This is a genomic window from Sphingobium sp. B2D3A, from assembly GCF_025961795.1.
Taxonomy (GTDB): domain Bacteria; phylum Pseudomonadota; class Alphaproteobacteria; order Sphingomonadales; family Sphingomonadaceae; genus Sphingobium.
In genome coordinates, this window is record NZ_JAOQOI010000001.1 from 2,031,019 (window position 1) to 2,044,825 (window position 13,807).

The following is a 13,807-nucleotide window of genomic DNA, read 5'->3' on the forward strand; positions in this document are numbered from 1 at the left end:
AGAGGAATGCAGGCATGAAGATCGCAATCATGGGTGCCACTGGCAATGCAGGCCAGCGTCTGGTCGATGAGGCCGTGAGTCGCGGGCACAGTGTCACCGGCATTTCGCGCAGCGCAGACACCCAAGCGCCGCGCGAGGGCGTGACGTGGGTGAAGGCCGACATCAATGATGTCGACGACATGGCGAGCAAGATTGCCGGCCATGATGCGGTCATTCTCTCCATGCCGTTCAAGTCGCTGGATGCGGACAATGTGTTCGCTGTGGCGCGCAAGGCCGGGTGCTGGCTGCTGGTGGTCGGCGGCGCGGCGAGCCTGCAGACCGAGGATGGCGTGGTGCTGCTCGATACGCCGGGTTTCCCGGACTTCATCAAGGTCGAGGCCGCGCCGGCGCGCGATTTTCTTAACCAGCTGAAGGCAGGACCGGGCTTTGACTGGACGTTCCTGTCGCCGGCCATGATGTTCGGACCGGGCGAGCGCACCGGCACCTTCCGCCTCGGCACCGAAACGCTGCTAACGGCGCCGGATGGCAAAAGCTCGATCAGCTATGAGGATTTCGCCGTCGCGATGATCGACGAGATCGAAGCGCCCAAGCACAAGAACATGCGGTTCACCGTCGGCTACTGACGGCGGTGTCATCCGTGAACGGCGAGGGGCGGGGCTTCCAATATGTCTTTGGCATGCATGGACTGCTTAGGCCGTTGGAAAGTCTCGACGACTGCTGTAAAGAGTCGCGGTGACTAGCTGCCAACAATGTGTCGTGCGGAACCGCGCGATCTGTTCATCTTTGGATACCTCCGAGCTGGAGGTACTCAACAAGATCGGTCGTCGCGTGCCCGTGCATCGCGGGCAGACATTGATGTGGGAAGGCGATGACAGCTTGCTGGTCGCCAATGTGATCGACGGTGTGCTCAAGCTGTCCACCTCGACAGCGGATGGCCGCGAGCAGATCGTCGGCGTTGTTTATCCGTCCGATTTCATCGGGCGTCCGTTTGGCAGCACGACTCAGCACAGCGTCACCGCGCTGTGCGATGCGCAGGTGTGCCTGTTCACGCGCTCCTCGTTCGACGATTTTGCCCGCACGCATCCGGAGCTAGAGCACAAGCTGCTCCAGCGGACCCTCACCGAACTGGATCGCGCGCGCCACTGGATGCTGCTGCTCGGGCGCAAGAGCGCCGGAGAGCGTGTCGCGACCTTCCTGCTCGAAATGGCGCAAAGGCTGGCCGATGCAAGCTGTAGCGGCAGCGATCTTGTCGAGCGCTTCGAACTGCCGCTCACCCGCCAGCAGATGGCCGATCTGCTGGGCCTCACCATTGAGACTGTGAGTCGCCAGCTCACCCGGCTCCGCCAGGCCGGGATCATCGATCTGCCGGATCGGCGGACCGTCGTCATCCTCGATCATGACGCCATGGAGGCCGAAGCCGGCAACGGCTGAGCACCGCGCTCCTCATCGGCGCGCATCGTGGCGCGCCGGCCACCCCGTAGACCGCCTTCCTCCCGTTGACCCATGTCAATGATGCCGAGCCCTCGCTGATCCACAGCGACAGCACAGTCCCAGGACTGTGCTGCTCAAGGGGTTTCTATGACCGGTCTAACAATGAAGGCGGGAGGCTGGCTCCTGCTCGCCATTCTCGCGATGCTCGCCTCCGCGCTCGCCGTGGATTCCGGATTTGCCATCCACATGGTCATTGCGTCGCTTGCGGCGCTGCTCGCCATGATGGGGACGCTTCGCTCCGCCGATTGGGGCGGCATGGCGCGGGGTATCCTGCGTATGCCCGACCAAGGGCATTATGATGACGATCCGGTGCGCTGGGGTGTCATTGCCACGGTGTTCTGGGGCATGGCCGGTTTTCTTGCCGGGCTTTACATCGCCTTGCAGCTGGCCTTTCCGGCGCTCAACCTGGGGATTGAATATACCAGCTTCGGGCGCTTGCGGCCGCTGCACACCTCGGCGGTGATCTTTGCCTTTGGTGGCAATGCGCTGATCGCGACGAGCTTCTATGTCGTGCAGCGCACCTGCCGCGCCCGGCTTGCCTTCCCCTCGCTCGCGCGCTTCGTCTTCTGGGGCTACCAGCTCTTCATCGTGCTCGCCGCGACCGGCTACCTCCTCGGCATCACCGAGGCGCGCGAATATGCCGAGCCCGAATGGTATGTCGACCTGTGGCTCACCATCGTCTGGGTCGCCTATCTCGCGGTGTTCGTCGGCACGATCGTCAAGCGCAGCGAGCCGCATATCTATGTGGCGAACTGGTTTTACCTGAGCTTCATCCTCACCATCGCGATGCTCCACATCGTCAACAACCTGTCGATGCCGGTCAGCCTGCTGGGCTCCAAGAGCTACAGCGCCTTTGCTGGCGTGCAGGATGCGCTGACCCAGTGGTGGTACGGCCATAACGCGGTAGGCTTCTTCCTCACCGCCGGCTTCCTGGCGATGATGTACTATTTCGTACCCAAGCAGGCCGAGCGGCCGATCTACAGCTATCGCCTGTCGATCATCCACTTCTGGTCGCTGATCTTCCTCTACATCTGGGCCGGCCCGCACCACCTCCACTACACCGCGCTGCCCGACTGGGCGCAGACGCTGGGCATGGTCTTCTCGGTCATGCTGTGGATGCCGAGCTGGGGCGGCATGATCAACGGCCTGATGACGCTGAACGGCGCATGGGACAAGGTGCGCACCGATCCGATCATCCGCATGATGGTGATGGCGCTCGCCTTCTACGGCATGAGCACCTTCGAAGGGCCGATGCTGTCGATCAAGAGCGTGAACAGCCTCTCGCACTATACGGACTGGACCATCGGCCACGTTCACTCGGGCGCGCTCGGCTGGAACGGCATGATCACCTTCGCGGCGATCTATTATCTCACGCCGCGCCTGTGGGGCCGCAACCGGCTCTACTCGCTGCGCATGGTCAACTGGCACTTCTGGCTCGCGACCGTCGGCATCGTCTTCTACGCCTCGGCCATGTGGGTCGCCGGCATCATGCAGGGCCTGATGTGGCGGGAATATGGGGCAGACGGCTACCTCGTCTACGCCTTCTCGGACACCGTCCGTGCGATGTTCCCGATGTACGTGCTGCGCGCCTTCGGCGGACTGCTCTACCTCTCGGGCGCCGTGTGCATGACCATCAATGTGTGGCGCACCATCCTCGGCCACCAGCGCGTCGAAGCGCCGATGAGCGACGCTGCCTATGACGCCGCCAAGGACCGGCCGATCACCCACAAACCTGCTGCGGTTCCCGCGGAATAAGGACGGAAAACCATGTCGAGCTTTGCACAGAAGCACAAGAAGCTGGAGCGGAACGTCACGCTCCTTGCCGTCGCTGCCTTCGCCGCGGTTACCGTGGGCGGCATCGTGGAGATCGCACCGCTCTTCTGGATCGACAACACGATCGAGAAGGTGGAGGGAATGCGTCCCTACACGCCGCTGGAGCTGGCGGGCCGGAACATCTACATGCGGGAGGGTTGCTACAACTGCCATTCGCAGATGATCCGCCCATTCCGCGACGAGGTGGAGCGCTACGGCCATTACAGCCTCGCCGCCGAGAGTATGTATGACCACCCGTTCCAGTGGGGCTCCAAGCGGACCGGGCCGGACCTGGCCCGCGTCGGCAAGCGCTATTCAGATGAGTGGCACGTCCAGCACCTCATCGATCCGCGCAGCGTGGTGCCGGAATCGATTATGCCGACCTATGCCTTCCTCACCAAGCGTGAGCTGAAAGCGGGCGACATGACGGCCCATCTCACGGCGCAGCGCCGGGTGGGCGTGCCCTATAGCGATGAGGACATCGAGAAGGCGAATGCCGATCTGCTGGCGCAGGCCGATCCCGAGGCCGACACCGCCGATCTCCTCAAGCGCTACCCCAAGGCGCAGGCCCGCGATTTCGACGGAAACCCGTCCAAGCTGACCGAGATGGACGCACTCGTCGCCTATCTCCAGATGCTCGGCACGCTGGTCGATCTGGACAGCGCCGCCCCGCAGGAGGTGGAGCGATGAGCTATAATGATCTGCGCCATTTCGCCGACAGCTACGGGCTTTCGGCAATGGTGGTGCTCTATTTCGGCCTGTGCGCATGGGCGTTCCGTCCCGGCTCGCGCCGGAGCAACCAGGACGCCGCGCACCTGATCTTCGCCGAAGATGGCGAGGCCGCAGCCCATGACAGGAAGAACAACCATGGCTGAGAAGAAACGGATCGACGCGCCGACCGGTACCCAGACCGTCGGCCATGAATGGGACGGGATCGAGGAGCTCGATACCCCCATGCCGCGCTGGTGGGTCTGGACTTTCTACGCAACGATCGTGTTCGCGATCGGCTATGTGGTGGTTTATCCCGCTATTCCCTTCGCGCATGAAGCCAGCAAGGGGCTGTTCGGATGGTCCAGCCGCGGGCAGCTCCAACAGGTGATGGATGCCGAGACCGCGCGCCGGACGCCGATCTTCTCGGCCATCGCTGCCACGCCGATCGAGAAGCTGGTCGCCCAGCCAAAGCTCATGGAAGCGGCGATGCAGGGTGGTGCAGCCGCGTTCAAGGTGCATTGCGTGCAGTGCCATGGCTCGGGCGCTGCCGGCGCCAAGGGCTATCCGAATCTGGTGGATGACGACTGGCTGTGGGGCGGCGACCTGCAATCGATCGAATATACGATCACTCATGGCGTGCGGAACCCGGATGAGCCGCAGACCCGCATGAGCCTGATGCCCGCCTTCGGCAAGGACGGCATTCTCACCGGCACGCAGGTTCAGGATGTGGTGAGCCATGTCCGCGTGATCAGCGGGCAGGAGAAGACCAGCGCTTCCTCACGGCGCGGCGACGTGCTGTTCCAGCAGAACTGCGCGGTGTGCCACGGCCCCGCGGGCAAGGGACTGCGTGAATTCGGTGCGCCGAACCTGACCGACCCGATCTGGCTCTATGGCGGCGATCGCGAGACGCTGACCCAGACGGTGACGAACAGCCGCCGGGGTGTGATGCCCGCCTGGGGCCAGGCGCTCGACAAGGCGACGATACGCATGCTGGCCGTCTACGTCCACGGCCTTGGCGGTGGCGAGGCGACGCCGGTCGCAGCGCAGATTGCCGCTGAGGCTGCCGGGGCACCGGAGACGCAGGCCAACGCCGCGACACCATAAGGCGGAGCCGGCCCTTCCTCCGCGCGTCGGGGGAGGGCCGGCTGCCGCTCATTTCGTTGATCCTGCTCAATGTCGTTTGAGCCGACTGCGCCTAAGCGAAGATCGATCGGAGGCAATCTGATGCCGAAGACGCCAACAACGGACGCTGCCATGTCCCCCGTGAATGATGTTACCGCGCCAGCGGAAAGCCTCTACGCCAAGCGCAAGTCGGTCTTCCCCAAGCAGGTCGATGGGCCGTTCCGCCGCTTCAAGTGGCTGGTGATGGCCGTAACCCTGACGATCTATTGGGCCACGCCCTGGATCCGCTGGGACCGCGGGCCGCACGCGCCCAATCAGGCGGTGCTGGTCGACCTCGCCAATCGCCGCTTCTTCATGTTCGGCATCGAGATCTGGCCGCACGAATTCTATTATGTCGCCGGCCTGCTCATCATGGCGGGCGTCGGCCTGTTTCTGGTGACCTCCGCCGTCGGCCGCGCCTGGTGCGGCTATGCCTGCCCGCAGACGGTCTGGACCGATCTGTTCCAGCATGTCGAGCGCTTCCTCGATGGGGATCGCAACGCGCAAATCAGGCTGGAGAAAGCACCCTGGACCCCGATGAAGGTCTGGAAGCGGCTGCGCAAATGGGCGGTCTGGCTGGTCATCTCGTTCCTCACCGGCGGCGCGTGGATCTTCTACTTTGCCGATGCGCCGACGCTGCAACACCAGTTCTGGACCGGGCAGGCGCCGTTCGTCGCCTATGGCACCACCTTCGTGCTGACCATGACGACCTTCATCTTCGGCGGCTTCATGCGCGAGCAGGTGTGCATCTACATGTGCCCCTGGCCGCGCATCCAGACCGCGATGACAGATGAGAAATCGCTCATCGTCACCTACAAGCACTGGCGCGGCGAGCCCCGCACCAAGGGCCTGAAGAAGGCGCAGGATGAAGGGCTGCCGACCGGGGACTGCATCGACTGTCTGCAATGCGTGCAGGTCTGCCCGACCGGGATCGACATTCGCGAGGGACCGCAGATCGGGTGCATCACCTGCGCCTTGTGCGTCGATGCCTGTGACAAGGTGATGGCGCAGATCGGCCGCCCGCGCGGCTTGATCGACTATGCCACGGAGATCGACTGCGAGGCCGAGATGAAGGGTGAGGCGCCGGCGCCCGTGCGCAAGCGCCTCTTCCGTCCGCGCACAATTGCCTATTTCGCGATCTGGGCGAGCATTGGCCTCGCCATGCTGTTCGCGCTGGGCGTGCGTTCGCGCATCGACATCGCGGCCAATGCGGAGCGCAATCCGGTCTATGTCCGCCTGTCCGACGGGTCGATCCGCAACAGCTATCTGATCAAGGTGCGCAACATGCAGAGCCGCGCGCGCCCTATGGCCATCGGCCTCGATGGGCTGGACGGCGCGCTGATGTGGCGTGAGGGGCAGACCCGCGATCAGGCGAGCCGGACCCTGCAAATCGACGTGCCGCCCGATCAGGTGCTCAAGGAACGCGTGCATGTGGTTGCGCCGGCGCAGGGCATTGCCCGCCAGGATTTCGCCTTCACGCTGCGCACGCTCGACGAGCAGAAAGAGGCGGCGCAGGATGATGAGAGCTTTGTTCGACCGGAGGTAGGCCAATGACCCGCAAGTTCACCGGACGGCACATCACCGTCATTCTCGTCAGCTTTTTCGGCGTGGTCATGGCGGTCAATTTCACCATGGCCTTCCTCGCAAGCTCTACATTCGGCGGGCTGGTCGTGCAGAACAGTTACGTCGCCAGCCAGGAGTTCAACAAATGGCTGGCGCAGGCCCGCGCCGAAAATGCGCTGGGCTGGGCGCTCACGCTGAATCGGACTGCGGAGACACGGCTGAGCGCGACGCTGCGCAGTGCGAATGCGCCCATGAACGATGTCGCGCTGACCGCGACCGCCCGTCACCCGCTTGGCCGCAAGCCGGATATCGCGCTGCAGTTCCGGGCGCTCGGCGATGGCGTGTATGAGAGCCTCCAGCCCTTGCCGCAGGGCCGCTGGATCGTCCATGTGCGGGCCCGCGCCCATGGGCGGGAGATCAACCGGGTGGTCGATCTGTCATGACCTATGTGGCGCCAAGGCCCGATTGGTCGGCGGATGCGGTGGAAACCCGCCTCGCCGTGCCGGACATGCATTGCGCCGGCTGCATCTCCAAGATCGAGCGGCTGTTGCCATTGCAGCCGGGAGTCCACGCCGCCCGCGTGAACTTCTCGGCCAAGACGGTGATCGTCTCGCATGCCGCCGATCTGGCCGAGCCTGACCTGCTGCGCGCCTTCGACGCGATCGGGTTCGAGGCGCAACCGCTGCACAGCGCGGCGGCGCATGAGCGCAGCCAGGCGCTGCGTAAGTTGATCCGCGCTCTTGCCGTCGCAGCCTTTGCGGCGATGAACGTCATGTTGCTCTCGGTCTCGGTCTGGTCCGGGGCGGATGGCAGCGCGCGCGAATTGTTCCACTGGATCTCGGCGCTGATCGCCATCCCGGCGGTCAGCTATGCGGGACAGCCCTTCTTCCGCTCGGCCTTCAAGGCGCTGCGGGCGGGCACGACCAATATGGATGTGCCGATCTCCATCGGCGTCATTCTGGCGACCTCGATGAGCCTCTACGAGACGATCATCGGCGGTCGCCATGCCTGGTTCGATGGCGCGTTGATGCTGCTCACCTTCCTGCTCGCCGGCCGGGTGCTGGATGAAATGATGCGCGCGCGCGCCGCCAGCGGAGCCGAAGCGCTGGTACGCCGCACCGCGCCCGGTGCCATGCGGCTGGCCGAGGATGGCGCGAGCCAGTGGGTTGCCGCTGAGGCGCTGGCCGTAGGCGACCGCGTTCTGGTTGCCGCCGGCGAGCGGCTCGCGGCAGATGGCATAATCGAGCAGGGCAGCAGCCGGTTCGATCTCTCCTTGCTGACTGGCGAAAGTGCGCCTGTCACGCTGCGTGCGGGGGACGTGGCGACCGCCGGTACGCTCAATCTCGACGGCCCGGTGACGCTGCGCGTGACCGCCGTAGGCGAGGGGCGGGCGATTGCCGAGATTGCCCGGCTGATGGAAAGCGCCGGCCAGGCCAAATCCCGCTACGTCCGCCTCGCCGACAAATGCTCGCGGCTTTATGCGCCGGTCGTGCATCTGCTCGCCGCGGTGACCTTCATCGGCTGGATGATTGCGGGAGCGGGCTGGCACCAGTCGTTGCTGGTCGCCATTGCCGTGCTCATCATCACTTGCCCCTGCGCGCTGGGCCTCGCTGTGCCGGTGGCGCAGGTGGTGGTCTGCGGCGCGATGATGCGGGCCGGGCTCCTCGTCAAGGATGGCAGCGCGCTGGAACGCCTCGCGCAGGCCGATCAGGCGCTGTTCGACAAGACCGGCACTCTCACGCTCGGCCGCCCGCGCGCCTTCGGTGTCGAGGCGCTGGACGAGGAGGAGCGGAGCATTGCCCGCGCGCTGGCCATGACCAGCCGCCATCCCCTCGCAGTGGCGCTCCGGCAGGCGCTGGGCGGCGAGCATGTCGGCCCGGCGGTTCTCACTGACGTCGAGGATATTCCGGGCGAGGGCGTGCGCGCGCTCTGGCAGGGGCAGGCTGTCGCGATGGGCAAGCCGGCACCGCAGGACCTGACTGACCAGGGCGGCGCGAGCAACGATCCGACCATGGCTGTGGCGTTGGAGCTGGGGAATGGGCGCCGCCACATTATCCACTTCGCTGACGCGCTGCGTCCGGATGCGGCGCGGGCGCTGGCGGATTTGGGCGCCCTTGGCCTCCCGCCGGCAATCATGTCGGGCGATCGGGAGGAGGCGGTCCAATCGCTGGCCGATCAACTCGGTGTGCCGGCGGAAGGCGGGATGCGCCCGGCCGACAAGCTGGAGCGGCTGCAGGCGCTGGCCGAGGCGGGCCACAAGCCGTTGATGGTGGGCGACGGACTGAACGACGGTCCGGCACTTGCTGCAGCGCATGTCTCGATGGCGCCCGGTTCGGCGAGCGATGTCGGCCAGCAGGCGGCGGACATCGTGTTTCTGGGCGACAGCCTCTCGGGTATCCCCAAGTCGGTGCGGGCCTCGCGCGCCACCATGTGCATCGTGCGGCAGAATATCGGTCTGGCGATCGGCTATAATGCGCTGGCTGTGCCGCTGGCGATTGCCGGCTATGTCACGCCGCTGATTGCCGCCGTCGCGATGTCGAGCAGCTCGCTCATCGTGGTGGCCAATTCCCTCCGTCTGCGCTGGGCTGTCAAATGAACGGATTGATCTTCCTCATCCCCGTCGCCCTGCTGCTCGGCCTGACCGGCCTCGTCGCGTTCATGTGGTCGCTGCGTAATGGCCAGTTCGACGACCCGGACGGCGCCGCCATGCGCATTCTGATCGAGGATCAGGATAAGCCGTCGGACTGACGCGACTTGAGAATACCGCGAAGATGCTCCCCTCCTCTTCAGAGGAGGGGCCGGGGGTGGTGGCGATGCGCGAGAATCGCTGAACTGGTGGATTTTGACGGTAACATTGCTGCACCACCCCAACCCCTCCTCTGAAGAGGAGGGGCGAACCCCAATGAGCTGCCGATCCTGCACTAGGGGTACGAGCACAAAACGGGCCTGCTCCGGGAGAGGGAGGAGCAGACCCGCCTTGCCGGCGCTCGCCGGGAACTGGGCTTAGAAGCGGTAGCTGACGCCGCCGCTGACCACCCAGGGATCGAGTTCGTGCCGCGTCGCCAGGACGGTGGCGCCGGAGGCATTGTAGAATTCGGCAGTCGGCCGGACGAAGTAGCGCTTGGCGTCGAAGGAGATGCCAAGGCCGGTATCATTCACCGGAATGTCGACGCCGGCCTGCAGCGCGAAGCCGACCTTGCTCTTGAGCTTGGCGCTCGCGGCGCCCAGCGCGGCGGTGCCGCCCGCGCCCACCTTGGAGTCCACCACCCAGAAGTAGCTCGGCCCGGCGCCGATATAGGGTTTGATGGGGCCGGCGTTGAGGTGATATTTGAGCGTCACCGTCGCCGGCACGATCTTGATGTCATCGAGCAGCCGGTTGACGCCCTTGATCGCGCCCGCGCCATCCACATGGTGCGCGGTCATGCAGCAGATCGTCTCCACCGAGACGGCGTCGCTCAGGAAATATTCGATTGCGGCGGTCGGCACCCAATTGTCGCTGGCGGCGGTGTCCGTGCCGGCGGGCAGCGTCACCGTGGCGGATTTCACCGTGTCGATCTTGCCATTCGGCAGTACGCCGGTTGCCATCAGCTTGACCTGCACCTTGCCTTGCTGCGCCTGCGCGACCCCGGGGGCAGCGAGCATCGCAAGACCGGCGACACAGCTGAGTAAACGAGCATTCATGGGTTCTTTCCTTTCTTTCCCTGAACCTGCATCGCTCATTAGGATTGGGGTGGGCGCCGCTCATTGACCCAGCGCAAGACTTGGCTTGATCGAGGTCAAGGGCAGCCAAGGCCCGACAAAGTAGAGCCATTTCCATGTGGTCCTATTATCCCGATCTGCTCGCCCGGCCGGTGCCGCGCTACACCAGCTATCCGACGGCGGCCGAATTCACGGACCGGGTGGGGGAGGCCTATCTCGGCCATGCGCTGGATGCGGTGCAGCCGGGGCAACCCGTCTCGCTTTATGCGCACATCCCCTTTTGCGAGGAGATCTGCTGGTATTGCGGGTGCAACACCGGGCGCTCCAACAAGGCGCAGCGGCTGACCAGCTATCTTGATGCGCTTCATGCCGAAATTCGCACTGTCGCACAGCGCCTCGGCGGACGCGCCCGCGTCGAGCGCATCGCCTTTGGGGGCGGCAGCCCCAATGCCATCCCGCCGCTGGAGTTTGCCCGGCTGGTCGATGAGATGATGCTGGCCTTCAACTGCGGCGCGCCGGTGCTCTCGGTCGAGATCGATCCGCGCGGGTTCGACCAGCGCTGGGCCATGACGCTAGGCGTCTCCGGCACCAAACGCGCCAGCCTTGGCGTGCAGACCTTCGATCCGGCCATCCAGGCCGCAATCGGGCGGGTCCAGCCGCGCGATCTCATCGTCAGCGCGGTTGATCGCCTGCGCAGCAACGGCGTGCGGTCCATCAATTTCGATCTGATGTACGGCCTGCCGGGGCAGGATCGCGCGTTGCTCGAGCAGACGCTGGACGAGGCCATCGCCATGCGGCCGGACAGGATCGCCCTGTTCGGCTATGCGCATGTGCCACATATGCTGCCCCGCCAGAAGCGGATCGATGCCACCCATCTGCCTGATCAGGCCGAGCGTTTCGCCATGGCGGCGCTGGGGCATGATCGGCTGGTGAGCGCGGGCTATGTGCCGGTCGGCTTTGATCATTTCGCGCTGCCCCATGACGATCTCGCCAAGGCGCAGCTGCAGGGCACGCTGCGCCGCAATTTTCAGGGCTTCACCGAGGATCGGGCCGATGTGCTGATCGGCATCGGCGCGACGGCCATCGGCCAGTTTCCGCATCTCATCGTGCAGAATGACAAGAATAGCGGCCGCTACCGGATGCGCGCCGGCGCCGGCCGCCTGACCGGCGAGCGCGGCATCCTGCGCGACGCGGATGATCAGCGGCGCGGCGCGATCATCGAGGATCTGCTCTGCGGCCGGGCTGCTGATGTCGGCACCGATCTGCACCGGACGGACCTGCGTGCCGGACTCGTGCCCTTCCTGGATCGGGGCCTCGCTACGCTGGAGGGCAACAGCCTGCGCATTGCCGAACAGGGCCGGCCTTATGGGCGCGCCGTCGCGGTGCTGTTCGACCGGCATCGCGCCCTATCCCAGCAGCGGTTCAGTAGCGCGATCTGAGCGATGGCCGACCCGTGGACCTTCGGCGGCGGATTTCTGCTGGGCTTTGCCTCCAGCCTGCATTGCGTAGGCATGTGCGGCGGCATCGCGCTGCTGCTTGGTCAGGCGCGGGCGGAGGGCGATCATCCTGCGGTCTTCGCAGCGCGGCTCCATGCCGGTCGCATCGGTGCCTATATGGTGATGGGCGGCGCGGCGGGCGCGCTTGGTGCACTGGCGCTGGGCGGGCTGGATGCGACACTCGGCCATCTGCTCCTGCGCTGGGCGGCGGCGATGAGTCTCGCCTGGGTCGGCTTCTCGATGCTGGGTCTCATGCCGAGCCCCGCTGTGGTCGGGCACGCGATCCGGGGGCAGGTGCATGTGCCGGCTTCCGTCGCAGGCGCGGCGCGATCGATGCTGCCGCCGCGCCTGCGCATGGTTGCTACCGGCTTTGGCTGGGGCATGATGCCGTGCGGAATGGTCTACGGTGCGTTGCTATATGCGGCCTTTGCCGGGTCGCTCACCGGCGGACTGCTGGTCATGGCGGGCTTTGGCATCGGCACACTGCCGGCGCTGCTCGCGGTGCAGGGCGGCGCCACGATGCTGGCCGGGCTGGCCCGCAAGCCCGGCGTGCGGACGCTCGCTGCCCTCGCGATCCTGCTCTGCGCGCTGCTCAGCCTCGGTGCCGGGGAGGCCGGCCTGCTGGCCCTGTGCCGCGCGAAATAAGCGTTCGACCGGCTTGGGCGGGGTTGCAAGAATCAGTCTCAGGTTCCAACAAGCGGCAACTGGCGCGCGAGCGCCGTTCCTTGCTGGAGAGATGGGGCATGAAAACGCGGGCTGCGGTAGCATTTGAGGCAAAGAAGCCGCTGGAGATCGTCGAGCTGGATCTGGAAGGGCCCAAGGCGGGCGAAGTTCTGGTCGAGATCATGGCGACGGGCATCTGCCATACCGACGCGTACACGCTCGACGGCCTCGACAGCGAAGGCATCTTCCCCAGCGTGCTCGGCCATGAAGGCGCGGGCATCGTGCGCGAGGTCGGCGCGGGCGTCACTTCCGTGGTGCCGGGCGACCATGTCATCCCGCTCTACACGCCGGAATGCCGCCAGTGTAAGTCCTGCCTCTCGGGCAAGACCAACCTGTGCACCGCGATCCGCGCGACGCAGGGCAAGGGCCTGATGCCGGACGGCACGACGCGCTTTTCCTACAAGGGCCAGCCGATCTACCATTATATGGGTTGCTCGACCTTCTCGAACTTCACCGTTCTGCCCGAGATCGCGGTCGCCAAGATCCGCGAAGACGCGCCGTTCAAGACGAGCTGCTACATCGGCTGCGGCGTGACGACCGGCGTGGGCGCGGTCATCAATACCGCCAAGGTTCAGGTCGGCGACAATGTCGTGATCTTTGGCCTCGGCGGCATCGGCCTCAACGTCATCCAGGGCGCGCGCCTGGCTGGCGCCAACAAGATCATCGGCGTCGACATCAACCCCGATCGTGAGGAATGGGGCCGCAAGTTCGGCATGACCGACTTCCTCAATTCCAAGGGCATGAGCCGCGAGGATGTGGTAGCGAAGATCGTGGCGATGACCGACGGCGGCGCGGACTATACCTTCGACGCGACCGGTAACACCGAAGTGATGCGCACGGCGCTGGAAGCCTGCCATCGTGGCTGGGGCACCAGCATCATCATCGGCGTAGCGGAAGCGGGCAAGGAGATCGCCACGCGGCCATTCCAGCTCGTTACCGGGCGCAACTGGCGCGGCACGGCGTTCGGCGGCGCCAAGGGCCGCACGGACGTGCCCAAGATCGTCGACATGTACATGACCGGCAAGATCGAGATTGATCCCATGATCACCCATGTCATGGGCCTGGAAGAGATCAACACCGCCTTCGACCTGATGCATGCCGGCAAGAGCATCCGCTCCGTGGTGGTGTTCTAAGGTCCGCAGGGCGGCGGT

14 protein-coding genes are annotated in these 13,807 nt (G+C 65.2%); 13 read left to right on the forward strand and 1 reads right to left on the reverse strand.

The window, feature by feature from the left end:
- Positions 1-14 precede the first annotated feature (14 nt).
- The 10 genes from M2337_RS09425 (at position 15) to ccoS (ending at position 9,486) form a co-directional block, all read left to right on the forward strand.
- The gene (locus tag M2337_RS09425; protein WP_264570016.1) at positions 15-623 is read left to right on the forward strand and encodes an NAD(P)-dependent oxidoreductase; all 609 of its coding nucleotides are present in this window, start codon (positions 15-17) and stop codon (positions 621-623) included.
- Between the two features lie 109 nt (positions 624-732).
- Positions 733-1,431 carry a Crp/Fnr family transcriptional regulator gene (locus M2337_RS09430; protein ID WP_181559335.1) on the forward strand — a complete coding sequence of 233 codons (699 nt, stop codon included), beginning with the start codon at positions 733-735 and terminating at the stop codon, positions 1,429-1,431.
- 147 nt (positions 1,432-1,578) lie between these two features.
- On the forward strand, positions 1,579-3,246 hold the full coding sequence (ccoN, locus tag M2337_RS09435; RefSeq protein ID WP_264570017.1) for a cytochrome-c oxidase, cbb3-type subunit I: 1,668 nt from the start codon (positions 1,579-1,581) through the stop codon (positions 3,244-3,246).
- 12 nt (positions 3,247-3,258) lie between these two features.
- Positions 3,259-3,993, forward strand: coding sequence for a cytochrome-c oxidase, cbb3-type subunit II (ccoO, locus tag M2337_RS09440; RefSeq protein ID WP_264570018.1), 735 nt, complete (start codon positions 3,259-3,261; stop codon positions 3,991-3,993).
- Positions 3,990-4,178 (forward strand): cbb3-type cytochrome oxidase subunit 3, encoded by a 189-nt coding sequence (locus M2337_RS09445; RefSeq protein WP_181559338.1) that lies wholly within the window; start codon positions 3,990-3,992, stop codon positions 4,176-4,178. The genes ccoO and M2337_RS09445 overlap by 4 nt, the downstream gene beginning before the upstream one ends.
- The gene (gene ccoP, locus M2337_RS09450) at positions 4,171-5,118 is read left to right on the forward strand and encodes a cytochrome-c oxidase, cbb3-type subunit III (RefSeq protein WP_264570019.1); all 948 of its coding nucleotides are present in this window, start codon (positions 4,171-4,173) and stop codon (positions 5,116-5,118) included. Before M2337_RS09445 ends, ccoP begins: the two co-directional genes overlap by 8 nt.
- Positions 5,119-5,268: 150 nt before the next feature.
- Entirely contained in the window at positions 5,269-6,729 is a 1,461-nt protein-coding gene (gene ccoG, locus M2337_RS09455) for a cytochrome c oxidase accessory protein CcoG (RefSeq protein WP_264570020.1), read from the forward strand.
- Positions 6,726-7,181, forward strand: coding sequence for a FixH family protein (locus M2337_RS09460; protein WP_264570021.1), 456 nt, complete (start codon positions 6,726-6,728; stop codon positions 7,179-7,181). Before ccoG ends, M2337_RS09460 begins: the two co-directional genes overlap by 4 nt.
- Positions 7,178-9,334: a heavy metal translocating P-type ATPase gene (locus M2337_RS09465; protein WP_264570022.1), complete on the forward strand. Its 2,157-nt coding sequence runs from the start codon at positions 7,178-7,180 to the stop codon at positions 9,332-9,334. The genes M2337_RS09460 and M2337_RS09465 overlap by 4 nt, the downstream gene beginning before the upstream one ends.
- Positions 9,331-9,486, forward strand: a complete 156-nt coding sequence (gene ccoS, locus M2337_RS09470; RefSeq protein ID WP_264570023.1) for a cbb3-type cytochrome oxidase assembly protein CcoS — start codon at positions 9,331-9,333, stop codon at positions 9,484-9,486. The genes M2337_RS09465 and ccoS overlap by 4 nt, the downstream gene beginning before the upstream one ends.
- Before the next feature lie 255 nt (positions 9,487-9,741).
- Here ccoS and M2337_RS09475 read toward each other — a convergent pair whose 3' ends face one another.
- On the reverse strand, positions 9,742-10,419 hold the full coding sequence (locus M2337_RS09475; RefSeq protein ID WP_264570024.1) for an OmpW/AlkL family protein: 678 nt from the start codon (positions 10,417-10,419) through the stop codon (positions 9,742-9,744).
- 134 nt (positions 10,420-10,553) lie between these two features.
- Between M2337_RS09475 and hemN the strand changes: the two genes are divergently transcribed.
- From hemN to M2337_RS09490, 3 genes are all read left to right on the forward strand, one after another.
- Complete coding sequence (gene hemN / locus M2337_RS09480; RefSeq protein ID WP_264570025.1) at positions 10,554-11,876, forward strand: oxygen-independent coproporphyrinogen III oxidase; 1,323 nt, start codon at positions 10,554-10,556, stop codon at positions 11,874-11,876.
- Positions 11,877-11,879: 3 nt separating this feature from the next.
- Positions 11,880-12,578, forward strand: coding sequence for a sulfite exporter TauE/SafE family protein (locus tag M2337_RS09485; protein WP_264570026.1), 699 nt, complete (start codon positions 11,880-11,882; stop codon positions 12,576-12,578).
- Between the two features lie 98 nt (positions 12,579-12,676).
- Positions 12,677-13,789: an S-(hydroxymethyl)glutathione dehydrogenase/class III alcohol dehydrogenase gene (locus M2337_RS09490; RefSeq protein ID WP_264570027.1), complete on the forward strand. Its 1,113-nt coding sequence runs from the start codon at positions 12,677-12,679 to the stop codon at positions 13,787-13,789.
- Positions 13,790-13,807: the final 18 nt, after the last annotated feature.

Bases quoted from the DNA above. Each gene is read 5' to 3' on its own strand.
- hemN (WP_264570025.1), top strand. From the start codon at position 10,554: ATGTGGTCCTATTATCCCGATCTGCTCGCCCGGCCGGTGCCGCGCTAC.
- M2337_RS09475 (WP_264570024.1), bottom strand. From the start codon at position 10,419: ATGAATGCTCGTTTACTCAGCTGTGTCGCCGGTCTTGCGATGCTCGCT.
- ccoS (WP_264570023.1), top strand. From the start codon at position 9,331: ATGAACGGATTGATCTTCCTCATCCCCGTCGCCCTGCTGCTCGGCCTG.
- ccoO (WP_264570018.1), top strand. From the start codon at position 3,259: ATGTCGAGCTTTGCACAGAAGCACAAGAAGCTGGAGCGGAACGTCACG.
- M2337_RS09485 (WP_264570026.1), top strand. From the start codon at position 11,880: ATGGCCGACCCGTGGACCTTCGGCGGCGGATTTCTGCTGGGCTTTGCC.
- ccoG (WP_264570020.1), top strand. From the start codon at position 5,269: ATGTCCCCCGTGAATGATGTTACCGCGCCAGCGGAAAGCCTCTACGCC.
- M2337_RS09460 (WP_264570021.1), top strand. From the start codon at position 6,726: ATGACCCGCAAGTTCACCGGACGGCACATCACCGTCATTCTCGTCAGC.
- ccoN (WP_264570017.1), top strand. From the start codon at position 1,579: ATGACCGGTCTAACAATGAAGGCGGGAGGCTGGCTCCTGCTCGCCATT.
- M2337_RS09445 (WP_181559338.1), top strand. From the start codon at position 3,990: ATGAGCTATAATGATCTGCGCCATTTCGCCGACAGCTACGGGCTTTCG.
- ccoP (WP_264570019.1), top strand. From the start codon at position 4,171: ATGGCTGAGAAGAAACGGATCGACGCGCCGACCGGTACCCAGACCGTC.
- M2337_RS09425 (WP_264570016.1), top strand. From the start codon at position 15: ATGAAGATCGCAATCATGGGTGCCACTGGCAATGCAGGCCAGCGTCTG.
- M2337_RS09490 (WP_264570027.1), top strand. From the start codon at position 12,677: ATGAAAACGCGGGCTGCGGTAGCATTTGAGGCAAAGAAGCCGCTGGAG.
- M2337_RS09465 (WP_264570022.1), top strand. From the start codon at position 7,178: ATGACCTATGTGGCGCCAAGGCCCGATTGGTCGGCGGATGCGGTGGAA.